Source organism: Bacillus sp. BC08 (assembly GCF_054326875.1).
Genome location: NZ_JBTGPA010000008.1, coordinates 1 through 24121 on the forward strand (window position 1 = coordinate 1; position 24121 = coordinate 24121).

General features: G+C 36.0%; 24 protein-coding genes and 1 rRNA gene. 17 read left to right on the forward strand and 8 right to left on the reverse strand.

All coding sequences use genetic code 11. The annotated features are described in order from the left end of the window. From ACXVYO_RS00890 to dnaA, 7 genes are all read right to left on the reverse strand, one after another. Positions 1–66, reverse strand: a 16S ribosomal RNA gene (locus ACXVYO_RS00890); the annotation flags it as partial. A 243-nt stretch (positions 67–309) separates the two neighbouring features. Next, positions 310–2781 (reverse strand): DNA gyrase subunit A, encoded by a 2472-nt coding sequence (gyrA, locus tag ACXVYO_RS00895; RefSeq protein WP_001282859.1) that lies wholly within the window; start codon positions 2779–2781, stop codon positions 310–312. 88 nt (positions 2782–2869) lie between these two features. Then, positions 2870–4792, reverse strand: a complete 1923-nt coding sequence (gene gyrB, locus ACXVYO_RS00900; RefSeq protein ID WP_327799181.1) for a DNA topoisomerase (ATP-hydrolyzing) subunit B — start codon at positions 4790–4792, stop codon at positions 2870–2872. Between the two features lie 38 nt (positions 4793–4830). Continuing rightward, positions 4831–5958, reverse strand: coding sequence for a DNA replication/repair protein RecF (gene recF / locus ACXVYO_RS00905; protein ID WP_000470743.1), 1128 nt, complete (start codon positions 5956–5958; stop codon positions 4831–4833). Positions 5959–5970: 12 nt separating this feature from the next. Next, entirely contained in the window at positions 5971–6183 is a 213-nt protein-coding gene (gene yaaA / locus ACXVYO_RS00910) for a S4 domain-containing protein YaaA (protein WP_000821366.1), read from the reverse strand. A gap of 127 nt (positions 6184–6310) precedes the next feature. Further along, a complete protein-coding gene (gene dnaN / locus ACXVYO_RS00915) occupies positions 6311–7450 on the reverse strand; it encodes a DNA polymerase III subunit beta (RefSeq protein ID WP_001212888.1) in 1140 nt (379 codons plus the stop codon). Between the two features lie 178 nt (positions 7451–7628). Beyond that, entirely contained in the window at positions 7629–8969 is a 1341-nt protein-coding gene (gene dnaA / locus ACXVYO_RS00920) for a chromosomal replication initiator protein DnaA (protein ID WP_016085337.1), read from the reverse strand. A gap of 565 nt (positions 8970–9534) precedes the next feature. Here dnaA and rpmH point away from each other — a divergent pair. The 10 genes from rpmH to spo0J all read left to right on the forward strand — a co-directional run bounded on the left by rpmH (position 9535) and on the right by spo0J (position 18580). Next, positions 9535–9669, forward strand: coding sequence for a 50S ribosomal protein L34 (rpmH, locus tag ACXVYO_RS00925; protein WP_000831901.1), 135 nt, complete (start codon positions 9535–9537; stop codon positions 9667–9669). Positions 9670–9745: 76 nt separating this feature from the next. Beyond that, positions 9746–10093, forward strand: coding sequence for a ribonuclease P protein component (rnpA, locus tag ACXVYO_RS00930; RefSeq protein ID WP_000750813.1), 348 nt, complete (start codon positions 9746–9748; stop codon positions 10091–10093). Positions 10094–10145: 52 nt separating this feature from the next. Further along, entirely contained in the window at positions 10146–10913 is a 768-nt protein-coding gene (gene spoIIIJ, locus ACXVYO_RS00935; protein WP_061679591.1) for a YidC family membrane integrase SpoIIIJ, read from the forward strand. After that, positions 10910–11527, forward strand: a complete 618-nt coding sequence (jag, locus tag ACXVYO_RS00940) for an RNA-binding cell elongation regulator Jag/EloR (RefSeq protein WP_458465805.1) — start codon at positions 10910–10912, stop codon at positions 11525–11527. The genes spoIIIJ and jag overlap by 4 nt, the downstream gene beginning before the upstream one ends. A gap of 226 nt (positions 11528–11753) precedes the next feature. Continuing rightward, the gene (gene mnmE, locus ACXVYO_RS00945) at positions 11754–13130 is read left to right on the forward strand and encodes a tRNA uridine-5-carboxymethylaminomethyl(34) synthesis GTPase MnmE (RefSeq protein WP_000393765.1); all 1377 of its coding nucleotides are present in this window, start codon (positions 11754–11756) and stop codon (positions 13128–13130) included. Between the two features lie 46 nt (positions 13131–13176). Beyond that, positions 13177–15066 carry a tRNA uridine-5-carboxymethylaminomethyl(34) synthesis enzyme MnmG gene (gene mnmG, locus ACXVYO_RS00950; protein WP_073519039.1) on the forward strand — a complete coding sequence of 630 codons (1890 nt, stop codon included), beginning with the start codon at positions 13177–13179 and terminating at the stop codon, positions 15064–15066. Positions 15067–15087: 21 nt separating this feature from the next. After that, a complete protein-coding gene (rsmG, locus tag ACXVYO_RS00955) occupies positions 15088–15807 on the forward strand; it encodes a 16S rRNA (guanine(527)-N(7))-methyltransferase RsmG (protein ID WP_001019622.1) in 720 nt (239 codons plus the stop codon). A gap of 105 nt (positions 15808–15912) precedes the next feature. Next, positions 15913–16785, forward strand: coding sequence for a nucleoid occlusion protein (gene noc / locus ACXVYO_RS00960; protein ID WP_000799027.1), 873 nt, complete (start codon positions 15913–15915; stop codon positions 16783–16785). A 189-nt stretch (positions 16786–16974) separates the two neighbouring features. Then, positions 16975–17736 carry a sporulation initiation inhibitor protein Soj gene (gene soj, locus ACXVYO_RS00965; RefSeq protein ID WP_000516117.1) on the forward strand — a complete coding sequence of 254 codons (762 nt, stop codon included), beginning with the start codon at positions 16975–16977 and terminating at the stop codon, positions 17734–17736. Further along, entirely contained in the window at positions 17729–18580 is an 852-nt protein-coding gene (gene spo0J / locus ACXVYO_RS00970) for a stage 0 sporulation protein Spo0J (protein ID WP_458465806.1), read from the forward strand. The genes soj and spo0J overlap by 8 nt, the downstream gene beginning before the upstream one ends. A 20-nt stretch (positions 18581–18600) precedes the next feature. Here spo0J and yyaC read toward each other — a convergent pair whose 3' ends face one another. Then, a complete protein-coding gene (gene yyaC, locus ACXVYO_RS00975; RefSeq protein ID WP_458465807.1) occupies positions 18601–19197 on the reverse strand; it encodes a spore protease YyaC in 597 nt (198 codons plus the stop codon). Between the two features lie 259 nt (positions 19198–19456). On the opposite strand from yyaC, the gene ACXVYO_RS00980 reads away from it, so the two are divergent. The 7 genes from ACXVYO_RS00980 to ACXVYO_RS01010 all read left to right on the forward strand — a co-directional run bounded on the left by ACXVYO_RS00980 (position 19457) and on the right by ACXVYO_RS01010 (position 24097). Further along, positions 19457–20338 carry a mechanosensitive ion channel family protein gene (locus ACXVYO_RS00980; RefSeq protein WP_242253526.1) on the forward strand — a complete coding sequence of 294 codons (882 nt, stop codon included), beginning with the start codon at positions 19457–19459 and terminating at the stop codon, positions 20336–20338. A 20-nt stretch (positions 20339–20358) separates the two neighbouring features. Further along, positions 20359–20556, forward strand: a complete 198-nt coding sequence (locus ACXVYO_RS00985; protein WP_000436051.1) for a DUF951 domain-containing protein — start codon at positions 20359–20361, stop codon at positions 20554–20556. A 115-nt stretch (positions 20557–20671) separates the two neighbouring features. Then, positions 20672–21772, forward strand: coding sequence for a redox-regulated ATPase YchF (ychF, locus tag ACXVYO_RS00990; protein WP_000524656.1), 1101 nt, complete (start codon positions 20672–20674; stop codon positions 21770–21772). 191 nt (positions 21773–21963) lie between these two features. Continuing rightward, positions 21964–22254 (forward strand): 30S ribosomal protein S6, encoded by a 291-nt coding sequence (gene rpsF, locus ACXVYO_RS00995; protein ID WP_001233781.1) that lies wholly within the window; start codon positions 21964–21966, stop codon positions 22252–22254. Positions 22255–22280: 26 nt separating this feature from the next. After that, positions 22281–22802, forward strand: coding sequence for a single-stranded DNA-binding protein (gene ssb / locus ACXVYO_RS01000; RefSeq protein WP_000981963.1), 522 nt, complete (start codon positions 22281–22283; stop codon positions 22800–22802). A 44-nt stretch (positions 22803–22846) separates the two neighbouring features. Next, positions 22847–23080 carry a 30S ribosomal protein S18 gene (rpsR, locus tag ACXVYO_RS01005; RefSeq protein WP_000918874.1) on the forward strand — a complete coding sequence of 78 codons (234 nt, stop codon included), beginning with the start codon at positions 22847–22849 and terminating at the stop codon, positions 23078–23080. A gap of 81 nt (positions 23081–23161) precedes the next feature. Further along, positions 23162–24097: a YybS family protein gene (locus ACXVYO_RS01010; protein WP_458465808.1), complete on the forward strand. Its 936-nt coding sequence runs from the start codon at positions 23162–23164 to the stop codon at positions 24095–24097. The last annotated feature ends 24 nt before the right edge of the window (positions 24098–24121 follow it).

Here is a 24121-nt window from a genome sequence, read left to right on the forward strand (position 1 = left end):
CTCGACTTGCATGTATTAGGCACGCCGCCAGCGTTCATCCTGAGCCAGGATCAAACTCTCCAATAAAGTTAGTTTGTCTAGCATCTAAAAATAAAAATTGACGTTTCACGTTGTTTGTTTCGTTTAGTTTTCAAAGTTCAATATCGCGTTTCAGCGACTTTCATAATATATCATAGTATATTATTTTCGTCAACAAGTTTTTTAAGATAATTTGTATCTCTCATTTGTTGACTCTGCCTATTATATAGAGTTTTCTATTGCTATGCAAGTATTATTATAAAAAAATAAGAGGGGGAAAATCCCACCCTCTTATTCTTCAGAAGAAACCTCTTCGTTAGATTCCTCTTCTTCATCTTTTTGTGCTTTTGCTACCGTCGCTACCTCTTGCTCATCCTCTAAACGAATTAGACGAACACCTTGTGTATTACGTCCCATTTGAGAGATTTGATCAACTGGCATACGAATAATAACACCCGCTGCCGTAATTAACATGATGTCTTCTTCACCTGTTACAGATTTAACAGCTACTAACTTACCGTTTTTATCTGTAATATTACAAGTCTTCAGACCTTTACCACCACGGCTTTGTAGACGGTATTCATCAATTGGTGTACGTTTTCCATAACCATTTTTGGTTACAATTAGAACATTTACATCCTCTTCGACGATTTCCATGCCTACAACTTGATCTTCGTCACCTAATGTAATTGCTTTTACACCAGCCGCATTACGTCCCATAGAACGTACATCTTGCTCGTTAAAGCGAATTAGCATACCGTTGCTTGTTCCTACAATAATATCCTTATCACCAGATGTTAAACGTACAGATATTACTTCATCCTCTTCACGAAGAGAGATTGCAATTAAACCATTTGTACGTATATTTGCAAATGATGAAAGTGGCGTTCTCTTAGAAATACCTTGTTTTGTTGTGAAGAATAAGAATTCATCGTCACCAAATTCCCGAATTGGAATAATGGCGTTAATCCATTCACCCTTATCTACACCTAATAAGTTAATAATAGGTATACCTTTTGCTGTACGACTATACTCTGGGATTTCATATCCTTTCGTACGGTATACTTTCCCTTTATTAGTAAAGAATAAAATGTGATCATGCGTAGAAGTAGTTAATAAATGTTCTACGAAATCATCATCATTTGTTCCCATTCCTTGTACACCACGTCCACCACGATTCTGTGTTTTGTACGTAGAAGCTGGCAACCTCTTAATATAACCATTATGAGTTAACGTAATAGCGATGTTTTGCTCTGGAATCAAATCTTCATCTTCAATAAATTCCATGCCGCCAATTGTAATTTCTGTGCGTCTCTTATCATTGAAGCGCTCTTTTACTTCCGTTAATTCTTCACGAATAATTTCAAGAACTTTCTCTTCATCTGCTAAGATTGCTTTTAATTCAGCGATTAACTTCATTAAGTCTTGATATTCTTGCTCAATTTTTTCCCGTTCTAATCCTGTTAAACGTTGCAGACGCATATCTAAAATTGCTTGCGCTTGTTTCTCACTTAAACCGAAACGTTCCATTAAGCCTTGCTTTGCAATATCTGCTGTTTTCGAACTACGAATTAACGTAATAACTTCATCAAGGTGATCTAGAGCAATTCTTAATCCTTCTAAAATATGAGCACGCGCCTCTGCTTTTTCTAATTCATAAGCAGTACGTCGACGAATTACTACCTTCTGATGCTCCAAGTAATGATATAAATTTTGTTTTAAATTCAATACTTGTGGCTCTCCATTTACAAGAGACAACATATTAATACCGAAACTTGTTTGAAGTGCTGTATGTTTATATAGATTATTTAATAGTACATTGGCATTAGCATCACGGCGTACTTCCATAACAATACGCATACCGTTTCGATCTGACTCATCACGTAAATCCGTAATACCTTCAATTTTCTTATCACGAACTAATTCTGCGATTTTTTCAATTAATCGTGCCTTATTAACTTGATAAGGTAGTTCAGTTACGAGAATAGATTGTTTACCATTTGACTTCTCTTCAATTTCAACTTTAGCTCGAAGCATAATAGAGCCTCTACCTGTTTCATACGCTCTTCGAATCCCACTTCGTCCCAAAATTAAACCTGCTGTTGGAAAATCAGGTCCTGGAATAAACTCCATTAATTCCGCAATCGTAATGTCAGGATTATGACTTAGTGCCAATACACCATCAATTACTTCACCGAGTTGATGAGGCGGGATATTTGTTGCCATGCCAACCGCAATACCCGTCGTACCATTCACTAATAAATTAGGGAAACGCGCTGGCAATACAATTGGCTCTCTTTCAGAACCATCATAGTTATCTTGATAATCAATCGTATTTTTTGAAATATCACGTATTAATTCCATAGAAATCTTAGACATTCTTGCTTCTGTATAACGCATCGCTGCTGCTGAATCGCCATCAACAGAACCAAAGTTACCATGCCCATCAACAAGCATATAACGCTGACTAAAATCTTGCGCCATACGTACCATCGTCTCGTAAACAGCTGAATCACCGTGAGGGTGATACTTACCAATTACTTCACCGACAATACGCGCTGATTTCTTATACGCTTTATCAGCTGTAATTCCTAAATCATTCATCGCATATAAAACCCTACGATGCACAGGTTTTAATCCATCACGAACATCTGGTAATGCACGAGATACGATAACACTCATTGCGTAATCTAAAAACGATGTACGCATTTCATGACTAATATTAATTTCTCGAATTCGTGCTTGTTGTTGATTGTCTGACATCAACGAGCACCTCCTCTTACATTTCCGTTACACATACATTGATTTATATGTAGAAGACAGGAATACTTAGATTCCTGTCATTACCCATTTAAATATCAAGGTTTTTCACGTATTTTGCATTTTCTTGGATAAAGTTACGACGCGGCTCTACTTTATCTCCCATTAAAATTTCAAATGTTTCATCCGCTTCAATTGCATCTTGAAGAGAAACTTGAAGTAACGAACGTACTTCTGGGTCCATTGTCGTCTCCCATAACTGAGTTGGATTCATTTCCCCTAGACCTTTATAACGCTGAATTCCCGGCTTAGGTTGGGCTGGTAATTCCGCTAAGATTTTTTCAAGTTCCTTATCGTTGTAAGCATATTGAATTTTCTTACCTTGTTGTACTTTAAACAAAGGTGGCTGTGCGATATATATATAACCACACTCAATTATTTGACGCATATAACGATAGAAGAACGTTAATAATAGGGTACGAATATGCGCACCATCAACATCGGCATCAGTCATAATAATAACTTTATGATAGCGTGCTTTTTCAATATCGAAGTCTCCGCCGATATTTGTACCGATCGCTGTAATAATTGTACGAACTTCATCATTTGATAAAATCTTATCTAAACGTGCCTTTTCGACATTAATAATTTTACCCTTCAACGGTAAGATTGCTTGGAAATGACGATCGCGCCCTTGCTTCGCAGAACCACCCGCAGAGTCACCCTCTACGATATAAATTTCACTAATTGCTGGATCTTTAGAAGAACAGTCTGCCAATTTCCCTGGTAAACTTGAAACTTCTAAAGCACTCTTTCGGCGAGTTAACTCACGAGCCTTTTTAGCTGCTACACGTGCACGGGCTGCCATCGTCCCTTTATCTATAATTTTACGCGCAACATTGGGATTTTCCAGTAAGAACTTTTCAAATGCCTCTGAGAACACTGACTCTGTAATCGTTCTTGCTTCACTATTTCCAAGTTTCGTCTTCGTTTGTCCTTCGAATTGCGGATTTGGATGTTTAATCGACACAATTGCCGTTAAACCTTCACGAACGTCTTCACCAGTTAAATTACTATCCGCATCTTTTAAAATATTATTTTTACGGCCATAATCGTTGATCACACGAGTTAAGGCTGTTTTAAATCCTACCTCATGTGTACCACCTTCATACGTATGAATATTATTTGTAAATGAGTAAATATGATTTGTATATCCTTCGTTATATTGAAGCGCAACTTCAACTTGAATACCATCTTTTGAACCTTCTACATATACAGGTTCTTCATGAATTGGCTGTTTTGAACGATTTAAATGTTCAACATATGATTTAATTCCACCTTCATAATGGAATTCTTTCTTCTGTTTATGTTCACGTTTATCTTCAATTGTTAATTTAATATTACGATTTAAAAATGCTAATTCGCGCATACGAGTTGCTAACGTATCAAATTCGTATACTATTGTTTCCTGAAAAATTTCTGGATCTGGTTTAAATCGAGTTATCGTTCCTGTTTGATCTGTGTCACCAATGACTTTTAAATCCGCAACCGGAATACCTCGTTCGTATTTTTGATAATGGATTTTTCCTTCACGATGTACAAATACCTCTAGTTCCGTTGATAGAGCATTTACTACAGATGCCCCAACACCATGCAAACCGCCAGAAACTTTATAACCGCCACCGCCAAACTTACCACCAGCATGAAGAACGGTCATTATAACTTCTACAGCAGGACGTCCCATTTTTTCTTGTATACCAACTGGAATACCACGTCCATTATCCGTTACACGAATACTATTATCTTCTTCGATACTAACGTTAATTTCATCACAATACCCTGCAAGTGCTTCATCGATACTATTATCGACGATCTCCCACACAAGATGGTGAAGTCCTTTTCCACTTGTAGATCCAATATACATACCAGGACGTTTTCGCACCGCTTCTAATCCTTCAAGTACCTGTATCTGACTTTCATCATATGAGTTTTCTTCCATTTGCTTTTGTTCCATTGACACAAAGATCACCTACTTTTCCATTTAAATAGGGATTACGCCCTATCTATTTCACAATCTACCGTGCCGTTCGTTACATGAATTGTTTTCGCTTCTTTTAATGTTTCGTGTTCAATTCCGTCGACACTCGTCGTTGTCACAAATGTTTGCACTTTTCCTTGAATTGTATTTAACAGATGCGATTGACGATAATCATCTAATTCTGATAATACATCATCCAATAAAAGAATCGGATATTCCTTAACTTCTGAGTAAATCAATTCAATTTCAGCTAATTTTAGGGACAGTGCGGTCGTTCGTTGTTGTCCTTGCGAACCAAAGACTTGAACATTTTTACTATTAACGAAGAATTGTAAATCATCACGATGAGGACCAATTAAAGTCGTACCACGGAAAATCTCACGTTGTTTCACAGATTGAAAATTTTCATAGTATACTTCTTTTATTTTCGACAAATCCATTGATTCTGATACATCTACACTTGGTTTATAGACAATTTCTAATTCTTCTAATCCACGGCTTATACCGCGATGAATTGGAGCTGCCCATTCTTGTAGTAAATGCAAAAATTCAAACCGTTTTTGCAATATTTTTGCACCATGCTCAATAAGTTGAAGTGTAAATACATCCAACATCGTTTCCTCATTCTTACTATTCCCTTGCATCTTTTTCAGCAAGTGATTTCGTTGCGTGAGCACCTTTTGATATTGACTCAATTCATACAAATAGACTGGGGCTATTTGTCCTAATTCCATATCTAAAAAGCGTCTTCTTACTTGAGGGCTTCCTTTTACAAGATTTAAATCTTCTGGGGCAAACATGACAACATTCATCATGCCAATATATTGACTCAATTTTTGTTGTTCAAGTTGATTTAATTTTGCCTTTTTACCTTTTTTCGAAATATTTAATTCCAAAGACAAAGAACTATTTCTCTTTTGTAATTTCCCTTTAATTTGACCGAAGTCTTCATCCCAACGGATAAGCTCGCGATCATTAGAGGTTCTATGAGATTTCGCCATCGCTAAAACGTAAATAGCTTCCATCAAATTCGTTTTCCCTTGCGCGTTTTCACCGATAATCACATTCACTTTATCTTCAAAGGAAAGCTCTAACTTTTCATAATTGCGATAGTTTTTTAACTGTATTTCTGAAATAAACAAAGGGCTCCCCCTTTATGCCTGAACTTGGAAACTTCCGCTTCCTGGAATTTCAATAATATCGTTCGCATATAATTTGCGACCTCTTCTATTTTCAAGTTCTTGATTCACGTACACTTCATATTCTTGTAAAAACCATTTTACAGCGCCACCTGTATCAATTACATCGGCTAACTTTAAAAATTGTCCTAGTGTAATATACTCTGTTGAAATTTTAATACGTTTCATAAAATCGCTCACTTTCTGAAAGTGTTCATTCTTTCATTGTACTAAATAAACTAACATTAGGAAAGTAATACCCAAAAATCAAATAAGGGCTACTAGTATCTGAAAACTAGCAACCCTTACTTCTTACTTAGTAAGTACGAACCGGTAAAATTAATTGAATAATGGACTCATCATTTACTGTGCGAATTAAGAATGGTCTCATTGCGCCAGTAAAGCTAATTTTAATTTCAGTACTATCTAAAGCTTTTAGTGCATCCATCATATATTTTGCACTAAAAGATATTTTTAACTCTTCCCCATCTACTTTTTCACATTGAACTTCTTCTACTACTTTCCCGATTTCTGGTGAATTCGAAGAAATTTCTAGCATTTCCTGTTCTAAAGTTGATAATTTTACAACATTATTACGACCATCTCTTGCTAATAAAGATGCACGGTCAATTGCTTGTAAAAATTCTTTTGTATTTACAAAAATATCTGTTTTACTTTCAGCTGGAATTAAACGAGTTGTATCAGGATAATTCCCTTCTAACAATCTTGAGAAGAATAATAAATGCTTTGTACGGAATAATACTTGATACTCCGTAATAACGATATCTACCATTTCTTCAGACTCATCTAGAATTTTGCTTAATTCATTTAAGCTTTTACCCGGAATAACAACATTTGCTTGAAATTCATCTGCGATTCCTTCGATTTTTGCTTTTCGAAGAGCTAACCTGTGACTATCTGTAGCAATGCAAGTTAATTCGCTGTTATATACTTTCCAGTTTACACCTGTCAAGATCGGTCTTGTTTCAGAAGTGGAAACTGCAAATACAGTTTGTCTGATCATATGTTTTAGTAAATCTGTTGGAATCTTAAAAACATGATGTTCTTCAATTTGTGGTAACAATGGATATTCAGCAGAATCTAAACCATTTAAATTAAACTCCGATTTTCCAGAAGTTATTTTCGTCATAAAATGATTTTCCACAGAAATTTCGACAGTCTCTTTAGGTAATTTTTTTACAATCTCACTAAAATATTTTGCTTGTAAAATAATACTTCCTGATTGCGCTACTTCTACGATTTCTTTTCCATCGTCTTCAACTGGGATAAAGGATTCAATAGAAATATCAGCATCGCTTCCTGTTAACGTAACCCCTTCTTCTGTAGCGACAATTTTAATTCCTGTAAGGATCGGAATTGTTGTACGAGAAGAAACAGCCTTCATTACATCTTGTACACTTCTTACAAGATAGTCTTTTTGTATTGTAAAACGCATAAAGAAAAACCTCCGGTAAGTATAAGATTTTATTTAATTAATAAAGATAAAAAATAGTAGTAATAGTAATAGGGCTTGTGGATATGTGGATAACCCCGCTAAAGGATGTAAAAACAGTCTATCTACATGTGGATAGACTGTGCGTAAAACAAGGTAAGTTATTCACACTATTCAGCTACTACTTTAAAATATCGTTAATTTCTTCAACTTGCTTTTGTAATTGCGTATCCGTTTTAAGTAGCTTAGAAATTTTTTCATGGGCATGGATAACTGTTGTATGATCACGTCCACCAAATTCTTCACCTATTTTAGGTAAGGAGGAGTCTGTAAGTTCGCGTGATAAATACATTGCAATTTGGCGAGGGAAGGCAACTGATTTTGTTCGCTTTTTCGCCTTGAAATCTTCCAATTTTATTTGATAAACATCTCCAACAGCTTTTTGAATATCATAAATAGAGATAATTTTTGGTTTAGAATTTGGAATAATATCTTTAAGTGCTTCAGCTGCTAAATCGGCATTAATATCTTTGTTAATTAAAGATGAATAAGCTACAACTCTTATGAGTGCACCTTCTAGTTCACGAATGTTTGAATCAATTTGATTTGCAATATAAAGCATAACCTCATTTGGTATATCGAGTCCTTCAGCCTTTGCTTTTTTACGTAAAATTGCAATTCGTGTTTCTAAATCTGGTGGCGTAATATCCGTAATGAGTCCCCATTCAAAGCGAGAACGAAGACGGTCTTCTAAAGTTGGAATTTCTTTTGGTGGCCGATCACTTGAAATTACAATTTGTTTACTTTCTTCGTGTAATGCATTGAATGTATGGAAAAACTCTTCTTGAGTTTGTTCTTTTCCTGCTAGAAATTGAATATCATCTATCAATAAAACATCTACATTACGGTATTTATTACGGAAATCGACCGCTTTATTATCACGAATAGAATTAATGAATTCATTTGTAAATTTTTCTGATGATAAATATACAACCTTCGCGTTTGGATTATGTTCAATTACATAATGACCAATTGCATGCATTAAATGAGTCTTTCCGAGTCCAACGCCCCCGTAAATAAAGAGGGGATTATATGCTTTAGCTGGTGCTTCAGCTACGGCCAATGAAGCAGCGTGAGCAAAACGGTTACCAGAGCCAATAACAAATGTATCAAACGTATATTTTGGATTTAGCATACTCTGTGGTAAATGATTAGAATCATCTTGTGCTGAATTTGGTTTAGAAGGAGGAAGATCAATCTCCTCTTCAGCTTGACTTTGGGGAATAATAAAGCGAATAGCTAATTTTGCCCCCGTTAAATCGTAAAGTGTTTCCGAAATTAGCTCTGAATAATGAGATTCTAACCAATCACGAGCGAATTCATTTGGAGCCGTAATTGTTAATACGTCTTTCTTTAAATTATGCGCGGTTGTTGACTTTAACCATGTTTCATAACTTGGCTTACTGACCTTTTTTTCTAGTTCTTTTAAGGCGCTGTTCCATAAATCAGAGATGTTTTCCAAAGGTGTCCCTCCTTTACTAAGATGGTAAAAGAATAAGGTTGCGCAACAAATGTACAACCTAAATAAATATAAAATGTATATTTATACGAAACGTATTTTAAAACCTAAAAACGTCGTTTGTATATGAGATAGGGTTTTCGACAAAAAAAGCGAATGTGGATAATCATTTACCCACATGTGATTAAAACTGTCCACATGTTATACACAAATTGTGGATAAGATAAAGATGTGGAAAACTTATTCAAAGTGAAAACACAACTATAATATCAAAAAAAAGTAGCTATAGCAATGAATTTCAGAAAGTTATCCACAAAATCAATACCTTGTGGAATAAACTTGTCCACAACACGATATACTGTGTAAAAGTGTGAGAAGAGTTTGTGGATATAAAAAACAAGAAAAAACATTTATCCACAAGGAAATGTAGGGTCTGTGAAAAAGTATGTGAATAGGTTCAAAATGAATATTTGATGAAAATTTCGAGAACCATTGACATTTTCCTAGTTGATTAACTATAATTTATAGGACTGTCTTTAACAGATATTCCTCAGGGAGGTGTCATATAATGAAAAGAACTTACCAACCAAATAAACGTAAGCGCAGCAAAGTACATGGTTTCCGCAGCCGTATGAGCACAGCGAACGGACGTAAAGTGCTAGCAGCTCGTCGTCGTAAAGGAAGAAAAGTATTATCTGCGTAGACCACTGATCGTTCAGTGGTCTTTTTTTCTAATAATAGTGAATTTCCACTGATGAACTACAGGAGTGTCAATTGATATGAAGAAAACACATCGTATAAAAAAGAATGATGAATTCCAGACGGTTTTTCAAAAAGGAAAATCGAATGCGAATCGTCAGCTTGTTGTCTATCAACTAGATAAGGCAGAGCAGCCAAACTTTCGTATTGGTCTTTCTGTCAGCAAAAAAATAGGAAATGCAGTAGTGCGTAACCGAATTAAACGTATGATTCGCCAGTCAATCACAGAATTAAAAGATGAGATAGATTCTGGAAAAGATTTTGTTATAATAGCAAGGAAGCCTTGTGCAGAGATGACATATGAAGAATTAAAGAAAAGCTTAATTCATGTCTTTAAACGCTCTGGTATGAAAAGAATAAAAAAGTAGCGTAAGGAAATGAATTACACTATATACATACCGAAACAAGGAGGAGCAGGCTTTGAAAAAGAAAATAGGTTTACTAGCCATGGTTATTGCATTAATGGCAATTGCTACTGGCTGTAGTGAAGTGAATCAGCCGATTACGCCGAAAAGTACTGGAATTTGGAATGAATATTTCGTATATCCGCTTTCTCAGTTAATTACGTATTTTGCCAACTTATTTGGTAGTAATTACGGTTTAGCAATCGTTGTTACAACGCTTATCATTCGTTTTGCATTATTACCATTAATGATTAAACAAACGAAGAGTACGAAAGCAATGCAGGCGTTACAACCAGAAATGGTGAAGTTAAAAGAGAAATATAGTTCTAAAGATCAAGCAACACAGCAAAAACTACAGCAAGAAATGATGCAGTTATATCAAAAAAATGGTGTAAACCCATTAGCAGGATGTTTACCAATCTTTGTTCAGATGCCTATTTTATTCGCGTTTTACCATGCGATCATGAGAACAGCAGAAATTAGTAAGCATACATTCTTATGGTTCGACTTAGGACAGGCAGACCCGTTCTATATCTTACCGGTTGTTGCGGCAATTACGACATTTATTCAGCAAAAGCTTGCAATGGCAGGAACAGCTGGTCAAAATCCGCAAATGGCAATGATGATTTGGCTTATGCCAATTATGATTTTAGTCTTTGCAATTAACTTCCCAGCTGCATTATCACTTTACTGGGTTGTTGGTAATATCTTTGGTATCGCTCAAATGTACTTGATCAAGGGGCCAGAAATTAAGGCTAGTAAGGCAGGAGGATCAAGCAAGTGAGTGTAATTACTGCTAAAGGACAAACAGTCGAGCTGGCAGTACAGGATGCTTTAAGACAATTAAATGTTTCAGAAGACCGAGTAGATATAAATATTATCGATGAAGGTAAAAGAGGGTTCCTAGGTTTATTTGGGAATCGACCTGCAGTAGTAGAAGTTGTATTGAAGAAAGATCCGATTCAAGAATGTGAAGAATATTTAAAAAATGTGATTCGCGATATGGGTGTGGAAGCTGAGATTAGTAAAATTGTAAAAGGACGTGAAGTTGAATTTACAATTTCTGGCAAAAACATAGGTGTTTTGATTGGAAAAAGAGGAAACACCTTAAATTCTTTACAGTATTTAACAAAGCTTGTGGCGAATCGTAATACGAAGCAGTATATTGGCATCACACTTGATGCTGAAAATTATCGTAATAAAAGAAAAGGTACATTAGAAGCCCTTTCTTATCGATTAGCAAAACAAGTAGTAAGTACGAAAAAAAGGGTTGTGTTGGAGCCTATGCCATCTTTTGAACGAAAGATTATCCATCAAGCATTATCTAATCATCAAAATATCATTACAACTTCTGAAGGAAAAGAACCACATCGACATGTTGTAATATCTTCCAAGTGACCGGTTACTCAATTGAGTGCCGGTTTTTTTGAGCGAAAAATAAGTGTGGATAACTAAAAAACACTAAACTTATCCACTGTGAATAAGTTTAGTGTTTTTTACATGAGGACATAATAAAATGAGTTATTATTCTTTTGTAGATAGGTTCGTTATGGTATTCTAATAATTTAGTGAAGAAAATAATCATGTTGAAATAGAGATAAATAAGCAAGTGAGGTGAAAGGACATGGAATTTGATACAATTGCCGCGATTTCCACAGCGCTTGGAGAGGGTGCAATTGCCATTGTTCGAGTAAGTGGGGATGATGCGGTTGAAAAAGTTAATCGTATTTTTAAAGGGAAGGATTTAACAGAGGTTCCTTCTCACACAATTCATTATGGTCATATTGTTGATTTAGATACAAATCAGGTTATTGAAGAAGTGATGGTGTCTATTCTACGTGCACCAAGGACTTTTACACGTGAAAATATAGTAGAAATTAACTGTCACGGTGGACTTGTTTCGGTAAACAAAGTGTTGCAGCTTATTTTAGCGCAAGGAGTACGATTAGCGGAGCCTGGTGAATTTACGAAACGTGCTTTTTTAAATGGCCGTATTGATTTATCACAAGCAGAAGCTGTTATGGACTTAATCCGTGCAAAAACAGATCGTGCAATGAACGTAGCGATTAATCAAATGGAAGGACGATTATCTAAATTAATCGGCCGTCTGCGTCAGGACATATTAGAAACGTTAGCTCATGTTGAGGTAAACATAGATTACCCGGAATATGATGATGTGGAAGAAATGACACATAATATTTTAATTGAGAAAGCTACACATGTTCGTGCCGAAATTGCAAAAATATTAGAAACATCGAAACAAGGAAAAATTTTACGGGAAGGTATTGCTACTGCGATCATCGGTAGACCTAACGTTGGGAAGTCATCGCTATTAAATAGTCTCGTTCAGGAGAAAAAGGCAATTGTAACGGATATTGCAGGAACAACTCGTGATGTTATTGAAGAGTACGTTAATGTGCGTGGTGTACCACTTAAACTTATAGATACAGCCGGAATTCGTGAAACAGAAGATGTTGTTGAAAGAATTGGTGTAGAGCGTTCAAAAGAAATGATGAGCCAAGCTGATTTAGTTTTAGTTGTCGTTAATTATAGCGAGGCTTTGACGAATGAGGATGAAGATCTATTCCGTGCCGTACAAGGAAAAGATTTCATTGTTATTGTAAATAAGACTGATTTACCGCAAACAATTGATATGGAACGTGTTACAGAATTAGCAGCGGGAAATCGTGTTATTACAACATCGTTAATTGAGGAACAAGGAATAGATGAGCTTGAAAAGGCAATAGCTGACTTATTCTTTGAAGGAGCAATCGATTCTGCAGATGTGACATATGTTTCTAATGCAAGACATATTGGATTATTAACACAAGCAGGAAAAACAATTGGAGATGCGATTGAGGCGATAGAAAATGGTGTTCCAATTGATATGGTACAAATTGATTTAACAAGAACGTGGGAAATACTTGGTGAAATTACTGGTGATACGGTCCATGAAAGCCTAATTGACCAGCTGTTCTCTCAATTTTGTTTAGGAAAATAATATAGTGATGTTTTAGAAAGATAGAGATTATTAGGAGGAATAAACAATGGGATACAATGCCGGTTCATACGATGTCATAGTAATCGGTGCAGGTCATGCAGGATGTGAAGCTGGTCTTGCGGCAGCACGAATGGGCTCCAACACATTAATGTTAACAATTAATTTAGATATGGTAGCGTTTATGCCATGTAACCCTTCTGTTGGTGGACCAGCAAAAGGGATTGTTGTTCGTGAAATTGATGCATTAGGCGGAGAAATGGGACGCAACATTGATAAAACACATATTCAAATGCGTATGTTAAATACGGGTAAAGGACCAGCTGTACGCGCACTTCGAGCACAAGCAGATAAGTTCTCTTACCAGCATGAATTAAAGAAAACAATTGAAGAAACACCAAACCTAACGTTGTTCCAAGGAATGGTAGAGCGTTTAATCGTTGAAGATGGCGAATGTAAAGGGGTAATTACGCAATCTGGTGCTGAATATACAGCAAAGACAGTAGTAATTACGACTGGAACATTTTTACGCGGTGAGATTATTATGGGGGATTTAAAGTATTCGAGCGGTCCGAATAATCAACAACCATCTATTACTTTATCGGAGCATTTAGAGGAGCTTGGATTTGATCTTGTTAGATTTAAAACAGGTACACCTCCGCGTGTAAATAGTAATACAATTGATTACAGTAAAACAGAAATTCAGCCAGGTGATGATAAACCACGATCTTTCTCTTTTGAAACGACAAAATTTATTATGGATCAAATTCCATGTTGGTTGACGTATACAAGTACGGAAACACATCGTTTAATAGATGAAAACCTACATCGCTCAGCTATGTATTCTGGTATGATTAAGGGAACAGGACCTAGATATTGTCCTTCAATTGAAGACAAAGTAGTAAGGTTTAATGATAAACCACGTCATCAAATTTTCTTAGAGCCAGAGGGACGTAATACACAAGAAGTGTATGTACAAGGTTTATCCACAAGCTTACCAGAAGATGTGCAGCGTGATATGCTTAGAACAATCCCTGGTCTAGAAAACGTTGAAATGATGCGTACAGGTTATGCAATTGAATATGATGCGATTGTGCCAACACAACTATGGCCAACACTTGAAACGAAAAAAATTAAGAATTTATATACAGCAGGGCAGATTAACGGAACTTCTGGTTATGAAGAGGCCGCAGGACAAGGGCTTATGGCTGGGATTAATGCAGCATGTCGTTCTTTAGGCAAAAAAGAAGTTATTTTAGGTCGCGAGGATGCTTATATTGGTGTCTTAATTGATGATCTTGTAACGAAAGGTACAAATGAACCATATCGTTTATTAACGTCTCGTGCAGAATATCGCCTATTATTACGCCATGATAATGCTGATCTTCGTTTAACTGAAGTTGGTCGTGAAATTGGATTAATTAAAGAAGAGCGCTATGAGCGATTTACAAATAAAAAATTACAAATTGAACAGGAAAAGGAACGTTTAAGCAGCATCATTATTAAGCCACGTCCTGAAGTTCAAGAATTAATTCGTAGCATTGGCGGAAGTGAATTGAAAGATGGAATACGTGCAAGTGACTTATTACGTCGTCCAGAGATGACATATGAGCACATTCATCTTTTAGTACCAAGTGAAGTAGAATTAAGTGATGAAGTGACAGAGCAAGTTGAAATTCAGATTAAGTACGAAGGATATATTGAAAAATCTTTACAGCAAGTAGAGCGCATGAAGAAAATGGAAAACAAAAAAATCCCTGTGGATATTGATTATGATGCGATTTCTAGTCTTGCCTCAGAAGCTAGACAGAAATTGAAAGATGTTCGTCCACTTTCAATGGGGCAGGCTTCACGTATTTCTGGCGTAAACCCAGCGGATGTTTCCATTTTACTTGTGTATATTGAACAAGGAAAAATTGCGCGAGTATCGAACCAATAAATAGTAAGGAGATATTGCTAGATGAACATAGAACAATTTCAATCTATGCTAGAAGAGAAGGGGATCACCCTCTCTTCTAGACAGTTAGAGCAGTTCGAAATCTACTTCGAAACATTAGTAGAGTGGAATGAAAAAATGAATTTAACGGCTATTACGGAGAAAGAAGAAGTATATTTAAAACACTTTTTTGATTCTATTACAGCTGCCTTTTATTATGATTTTTCAAAACCATTCTCAATTTGTGATGTTGGCGCAGGAGCTGGATTCCCAAGTATTCCTTTAAAAATCTGTTTCCCGCACTTAAAAGTGACAATTGTAGACTCATTGCAAAAACGCATTAATTTCCTAAATCATTTAGCACAAAAGTTGGAATTAAGTGACGTTGCGTTTTGTCATGATCGTGCTGAAACATTTGGGAAAAAAGAAGGTGTACGTGAATCGTACGATATTGTAATGGCACGTGCAGTTGCGCGTCTTTCGGTATTGAGTGAGCTATGTTTACCACTTGTAAAAGTTGGAGGAACATTCATTGCAATGAAAGGCGCTGCAGCAAACGAAGAAATTGAAAATGGCAAGTATGCTTTAGAGGTGCTAGGCGGGGATCTAAAAGAAATGTCTACGTTCCAATTACCGTTTGAAGAAAGTGAACGTAATATTTTATTAATCGAGAAAAAGCGCAAGACACCAAAGAAATATCCACGCAAACCGGGAACACCCAATAAATTACCTATTGAAAAATAAATCTTATTAGACGTAAGATTAAATTATATAAATGAAAACGTAAATGTTTCATAGGAAACATTTTATGGAGAATAGTCAATAGGCCTAAAAGGTGGTGGAATATGTATGAAAAATACGTTTTCTCGTTTATTTGGCTTTGGAGATAAAGAGAGCGAATTCGAATTACAAGACGAAAGCCATGAAGAAATAGATAAAAAGGTATATGAAGAAATACAAGAAATTCCGATAGTAAATATTACCCCTAACCGTTATCAACCAAGAACAGTTTTTGATGATGCGCGTATTGAAGAGCTAGCATTAACGATTCGTACACATGGACTTATTCAGCCAATTGTTGTGAGGCAATATGAGGATGATAAGTACGAGATTATTGCTGGGGAAAGACGTTTCCGTGCCGCAACAAAGTTAGGGTGGGAAAAGGTTCCTGCAATTATAAAAAACTTAAATGATACAGAGACAGCTTCTGTAGCTTTAATTGAAAACTTGCAACGTGAGGAACTAACAGCAATCGAGGAAGCTGTGGCATATCAAAAGCTAATTGAGTTACATAATTTAACACAAGAAGCATTGGCGCAACGACTTGGAAAAGGACAATCCACAATCGCAAATAAGTTGCGATTGTTAAAGTTGCCTGAAGAAATAAAAAGTGCGTTATTAGAAAAAAGCATTACAGAAAGACATGCTCGCGCGCTCATTCCTTTAAAAAATGAGGAATTACAACTGAAGGTTTTACAGGAAATTGTGGAGAAACAGCTGAATGTAAAGCAAACAGAGGAACGAATTGCGAAATTACTAGAGGAAGCAAAACCGAAGCGTAAGGCAAAGCAAAAAGCAGTAAGTCGAGATACGAGAATTGCCATGAATACAATTAGGCAGTCATTACAAATGGTTGCTGACAGTGGTTTAAATGTTAATTCTGAGGAAGAAGAATTTGATGAGTACTATCAAATTACAATTCAAATTCCAAAGAAAAAATAATAATGGCGTGTTAGAGACCTTATCCTATTGGATAGGTCTCTTTTACTATATTTTCTTGTTAGATGAAGAAGGAGTTTACAAATAAATTTTGAAGTTTAATAAGGACGTAAAAGAAAAACTTTTATTTCATGTTACAATAAACGTAATTGTTACTAGAATAAGATAGAAAGGTTGAAAGTAGGTGACATCATGGGAAAAATCATTGCTATTGCCAATCAAAAAGGTGGCGTTGGGAAAACAACCACATCTGTTAATTTAGGGGCTGGATTAGCACAAGTAGGTAAAAAGGTCCTTCTTGTAGATATTGATGCTCAAGGAAATGCAACGACTGGTGTGGGAATTGAAAAATCCGAATTAGATCAATGTATTTACAATGTTCTTGTGGAAGATGCAGATGTTCAAGGGGTTATACGTAAAACCGCAACTGAAAACTTAGATGTTCTACCCGCTACAATTCAATTAGCAGGTGCTGAAATTGAATTGGTACCGACTATTTCCCGGGAAGTACGTTTACAAAGGGCATTACAGCCAGTTCGTGATGAATATGACTATATTATTATCGACTGTCCCCCGTCCTTAGGGTTATTAACGATTAATGCATTAACCGCAGCAGATTCTGTTATTATTCCTGTTCAATGCGAATATTACGCACTGGAAGGATTAAGTCAGCTATTAAATACAGTTCGACTTGTGCAAAAGCACTTAAATAAAAATCTAGCAATTCAAGGTGTATTGCTAACAATGTTGGATGCCCGTACGAATTTAGGGATTCAGGTTATAGATGAAGTGAAAAAATACTTTAGAGATAAAGTATACCGTTCGATTATTCCTCGTAATGTTCGTTTAAGTGAAGCACCAAGTCATGGGAAACCAATTATGCAGTATGACGCTAAATCAAGAGGGGCAGAAGTATATATAGATTTAGCAGAGGAAGTGATTGCAGGTGGCTAAAGGATTAGGAAGAGGAATCAATGTGTTTTTTCCTGATTTAGATGTAAAAGAAGAAGAGACAATTCAGGAGATTGCGATAACTGAATTAAGACCGAATCCATATCAACCACGTAAACACTTTAATAAAGAGGCGATTCAAGAATTGTCGGCTTCTATTAAAGAGCACGGCATACTGCAACCATTAATTGCTAGAAAGAGTATTAAAGGATATGAAATCGTTGCAGGCGAAAGAAGATATCGTGCTGCCAAAGAGGCGGGGCTCGAAAAGGTACCTGCTGTTGTAAGACAATTAAATGAGCAGCAAATGATGGAGTTTGCATTGCTTGAAAACTTACAACGAGAAGATTTAAATCCAATGGAAGAAGCAATGGCATATCAAATGTTAATGAATGAGCTAAATATAACGCAGGAACAATTAGCAAAACGTCTTGGTAAGAGCAGACCTTACATTGCAAACTATACGCGGTTATTAAGCCTCCCTTCTTTTGTGCAAGATATGATTGCAAATGGCCAACTTTCAATGGCTCATGGGAGAACTTTGCTTACGATAAAAGATGAAGAACAATTAAAATCTTTATTAAAACGAATCGAAAAAGAAGGATTAAATGTTCGTCAACTAGAGGGAATTGTTCAGGAGATTAATCAACGCGTTTCACGTGAAACAAAACAAGTGAAAAAAGAGAGAAATATATTTTTTGTAGAACGCGAAACGTTCTTAAGAGAAAAGTTTGGCACAGATGTGAAGATTAAAGAAACGAAAAAAGAAAAAGGTAAAATCGAAATTGAATTTTTTAATAAAGAAGATTTAAATCGTATTTTAGAATTATTAGCACAGAAAAACTAAAAAGCAAACCATCTTATTATTTATAGATGGTTTGCTTTTTTTAATACAGATAATTTTTGGTCTGTTTCTTTTATACTTTGTGCAATGACATCAGCCATTTTCATGACTAAACTTAATCTCGTATTCTGCAGGACGAAAAACTCCATAAAACCATTTAGATTTACGATGCCGTGAATATGTAAATCACCAACAGCAGGTAACTTTTTGTTCATCGCAGCTCCAGGTTTACTAGGCCCCATTCCGGTAGTGATGGAACCGATATTTTGAGACTTTCCTAAACAGGCATCAACCGCAATTATAAACGAATTTGGATTATCTTTCTGTATATTCTGAATTTTTTCTTCTAAATTTAGTGCATGTACTGGCTCATCTAGTGTGCCAAACAATTGGAAGTTTTTAATTCCTACTTGTTCTAGTTTCGTACCGACTAACGGACCAAGTGCATCGCCTGTAGAACGATCTGTTCCAATACAAACGAGAATAATCGGTATATTTGTTTTAATAGGGATATGGGAAAGTAAGAAATTACTAATGATCTCGGAGGCTTCTACGTCTTGGTGCATAACATTTTGAGTTTCTTTTTCGAAAAAGGGTAAGCGAAAACTTCCAATATTCATGAAGCATCCATCCTTTTAATAAATTTTCAAAATATGTTATATGGTGAGTAAAATGGAAAACTATAAGTGCGTACTTCTTGTAAAACTTGAGTGAAAACGGAAATAATAGTACTAGTATATATATATTTGTTCCATTTTATACCTGTATGGAAGTTAACAAATATAATTAAAGTCATAAAATTTTTTCAGCAATTAGGAGACTTCTGATACAATAAGAAGGATAACTAAAAAGAAATTTTGGCTGGAGAGGTAGAGGTACATGGATTTATTAACAAAGTGGTTTAATGCCACAAAACAGTATTTATTAAATGCTGATCGTTGGGCTGATATTGGAACAGCGACATTGAAAATATGTATTATTTTAATAATTGGTGCGGTTGTTGTACGAGTTGCGCGTGCAATTGTGCGAAATGCGTTTCGTATGGGAAGCCGTTCGCCAATTCAAATTTCAGAACGTCGTACAGTTACAGTAGCGAAGTTACTTGAAAATATTGTGGCATACGTTGTTATGTTTATTATGTTAATTGCGATTTTGGGTGTGTTTAATATTAATGCATCTGGTCTATTAGCGGGTGCCGGGGTAATTGGTTTAGCAGTCGGATTTGGTGCTCAAAGTTTAGTGAAAGATGTCATTACGGGGTTATTTATTTTGCTAGAAGATCAATTTTCAGTAGGTGACTATGTGAAAATTGGGCAGTTTGAAGGTGTCGTTCTAGAAATTGGACTTCGTACAACGAAAGTAAAGAGTTGGACAGGTGAAATTCATACTTTACCAAACGGAAGTATCATTCAAGTTACGAACTATTCCGTTAGTAATAGTGTAGCATTTGTTGATGTATCCATTTCGTATGAGGCTGATATAGCGAAAGCGGAGCAAGTCATTGAAGATTTATTAGAAGAATTACCTGCACAGTATACGCAAATGGTAGCAAGGCCTCAGTTATTAGGTGTGCAAACATTGGCTGCATCAGAAGTTATATTACGTGTTATTGCGGAAGTAGAGCCGATGCAACATGCGGTTGTTGCAAGAGCCCTTCGTAAAGAAATTAAAAATCGTCTAGATTTACATGGAATTGAAATTCCATATCCACGTATGGTTTTATATAATCGTGAAGAATTGGTGAGTGGAAAAGCAATTTAGTATGGAGAGGGGTTTGGAGAATGGAGCAAAAGCAGTATAACTTGTACGATGTTGTGGAAATGAAGAAAGCCCACCCATGTGGTGAGAATCGCTGGAAGATTATTCGTATGGGAATGGATATCCGCATTAAGTGCGAGGGATGTGACCATTCAGTAATGATTCCTCGAAGAGAATTTGATCGTAAGGTGAAAAAAATACTTGTGAAGCACGAAGAATAGAGAGAAAGTAACAGTTGCAGTGGGTAGCTGTTACTTTTTTTCGTTTGGAGGAAACTTGTCATTTTTTTCGTTACTATCTATAATGATGAAAGATTGAGACATAGGAGTGAAAAATATGGGATTAACGGCTGGGATTGTTGGATTACCTAACGTAGGGAAGTCAACTTTATTTAATGCAATTACACAAGCAGGAGCAGAATCTGCAAACTATCCATTCTGTACAATTGATCCAAACGTAGGGATTGTAGAAGTACCAGATGAGCGTTTAAATAAATTAACGGAATTAGTAGAACCGAAAAAAACTGTTCCGACTGTATTTGAGTTTACTGATATTGCAGGTATCGTAAAAGGTGCTAGTAAAGGTGAAGGTTTAGGAAATAAATTCTTATCTCACATTCGCCAAGTAGATGCAATTTGCCAAGTTGTACGTTGTTTTGAAGACGAAAATATTACACACGTTTCAGGGAAAGTAGATCCGATCGATGATATTGAAACAATCAACTTAGAGCTAATCTTAGCAGATTTAGAATCTGTTGATAAACGTATCGAACGTGTTGCGAAATTAGCAAGACAAAAAGATAAAGAAGCAGTATATGAGCATGAAATTTTAGTTCGCTTAAAAGAAGCTTTTGAAGAGGGCAAACCAGCTCGTACTGTTGAATTCACAGAAGAGCAAATGAAGATTGTTAAAGGCCTTCATTTACTTACAACGAAAGAAATGTTATACGTAGCAAACGTAAGTGAGGACGATATTATCGACCCTTCTGAAAACAAATACGTACAAATGGTAAAAGAATTTGCTGCAAATGAAAATTCTCAAGTAATTGTTGTATGTGCAAAAATCGAAGAAGAAATCGCTGAGCTAGACGAAGAAGAGAAAAAAGTATTCCTTGAAGAACTAGGCATTGAAGAATCTGGTTTAGATCAATTAATTCGTGCTGCATATGATTTATTAGGACTTGCTACTTACTTCACAGCAGGTGTGCAAGAAGTACGTGCATGGACGTTTAAACAAGGTATGAAAGCACCACAATGTGCTGGCGTAATTCATACGGACTTCGAGCGTGGATTTATTCGTGCAGAAACAGTTTCTTACGAAGACTTAATGACAAACGGTTCTATGACAGCTGCAAAAGAAGCTGGTAAAGTTCGTTTAGAAGGAAAAGAGTATATCGTAAAAGACGGAGACGTTATGCACTTCCGCTTCAACGTTTAATTTAATATTTCCTAGGAAAAATAAAGGTATGAGCTTGGCAAATATATTACGTGTTTGCCAAGTTTTTTATGCATGGGTGAGTTGATTCATCTAACTTACTATGATATAATCTAAACTCGTGAGTAATTACTATAAATTAATTGCTCCTTGCCCATTATGGGCCGTTTAGACCAAAAGGAGGTGAAAGTGTAATGAGAAAGTACGAAATTATGTACATCATTCGTCCTGGCGTTGAAGAAGAAGCTCAAAAAGCTTTAGTTGAACGTTTCGCAGGTGTTTTAACAAACAATGGTGCAGAAATCATTAACACGAAAGAGTGGGGTAAGCGTCGTTTAGCTTACGAAATCAACGACTTACGTGAAGGTTTCTACATGATCTTAAACGTGAACTCTAACGCAGAAGCGATTAACGAATTCGACCGTTTAGCTAAGATCAACGAAGACATCCTTCGTCATATCGTTGTTAAAGAAGAAGAAAAATAATTGATATATAAGGGAGAGTGGTTCGATTGATGAATCGTGTTATCCTCGTTGGTCGTTTAACTAAGGACCCTGACTTACGTTACACGCCCAATGGTGTTGCAGTAGCTACTTTTACGTTAGCTGTGAATCGCGCATTTGCGAATCAACAAGGTGAGCGTGAAGCTGACTTTATTAATTGTGTAATATGGCGTAAACAAGCAGAAAACGTAGCAAATTATTTGAAAAAAGGTAGCTTAGCAGGCGTAGATGGACGTCTTCAAACTCGTAATTACGATGGACAAGATGGAAAACGTGTATATGTAACAGAAGTTCTTGCGGAAAGCGTACAATTTTTAGAGCCGCGTAATGGCGGTGGGGAGCAACGTGGTTCATTTAATCAGCAACCATCAGGAGCTGGTTTCGGTAACCAAAGCTCTAACCCATTTGGTCAATCTAGTAATTCAGGCAACCAAGGTAACCAAGGAAACTCTGGATTTACGAAGAATGACGATCCATTTTCAAATGTAGGTCAACCGATCGACATTTCCGACGACGATTTACCGTTCTAATACAGTAAATTAGTTAGTTTTAACAAAGAATGGAGGGAATAGACATGGCAGGACGCAAAGGTGGACGTGCGAAACGTCGTAAGGTGTGTTTCTTCACATCTAACGGCATCACTCGCATTGACTATAAAGATGTTGATTTATTAAAACGTTTCGTTTCTGAGCGTGGTAAAATTTTACCTCGTCGTGTAACAGGAACAAGCGCAAAATACCAACGCAAACTTACAGTTGCAATTAAACGTGCTCGTCAAATGGCACTTTTACCATATGTTGGTGAATAATAGCGTATGAAATGCACAGTAGAGTCGGACTCTACTGTGCATTTTGCTATGCTTTTCTTTTTTTGAAAGAGAGGTTAGATGATGAAGAATACGAAATTTATTACTGAGGGTGCAGCACTGTTAGCGATATATGCAATGTTATTGCTTATATCTATGTATGTTCCGATTTTAGGTACAGTTGTAACGTTTGCATTGCCATTGCCGTTTATATTGCTAACGATAAGGTATAGATTATCTAACGCCTTCGTAATTTTTATGGCGGCACTTTTTATTACTGTTATTGTCAGTCAACCGATGAACCTAGTAAAGACAACTATGTTTGGATTGATAGGTATCGTTTTAGGATATATGTATAAAAAACGAAAAAAGCCGATAGAAATTTTGATGGCGGGGACGCTTGCGTACTTAATTGGTATTATGCTCATTTATGTTGCGAGTATAAAGTTTTTTAACATAGATTTAATGAAGCAAATGCAAAATATGTTTAATGAAAGTATGGCGCAAAGTGAAAAGATAGTTAATGCTGCGGGTATGCCTGTTAGTAAAGAACAAAAAGAGTTATTTACACAATTTAATGATGTGTTACAAACTTTATTCCCAAGTTTACTTGTGATGGTCTCGGTATGTTTGTCTTGGATTACAGTTATGATATCGGGTAGTGTTTTGAGAAAACTAAAACATGACGTTATACCTTGGCCTAAATTTAAAGATATACAATTACCAAAGAGTATTGTTTGGTATTACGTTATATTTATTTTGCTATCAACTTTTATAAAAGTAGAACCGACATCATATTTACATATGGTATTTTCTAACCTATATGTCATATTTGCTTTACTACTAGTACTGCAAGGTCTGACATTTATCGCTTTTCTAGCGCATAGCAAAGGTTTTACGAAAGGGGTTCCTATTATTAGTTTTATTGTCTGCATGTTTATTCCGATGCTGTTTCCTCTTGTGACAATCTTAGGTATAATTGATTTAGGGATTTCATTGCGTTCTAAAATAGGAGGATAAAGTCATATTCCTTATACTATTTTA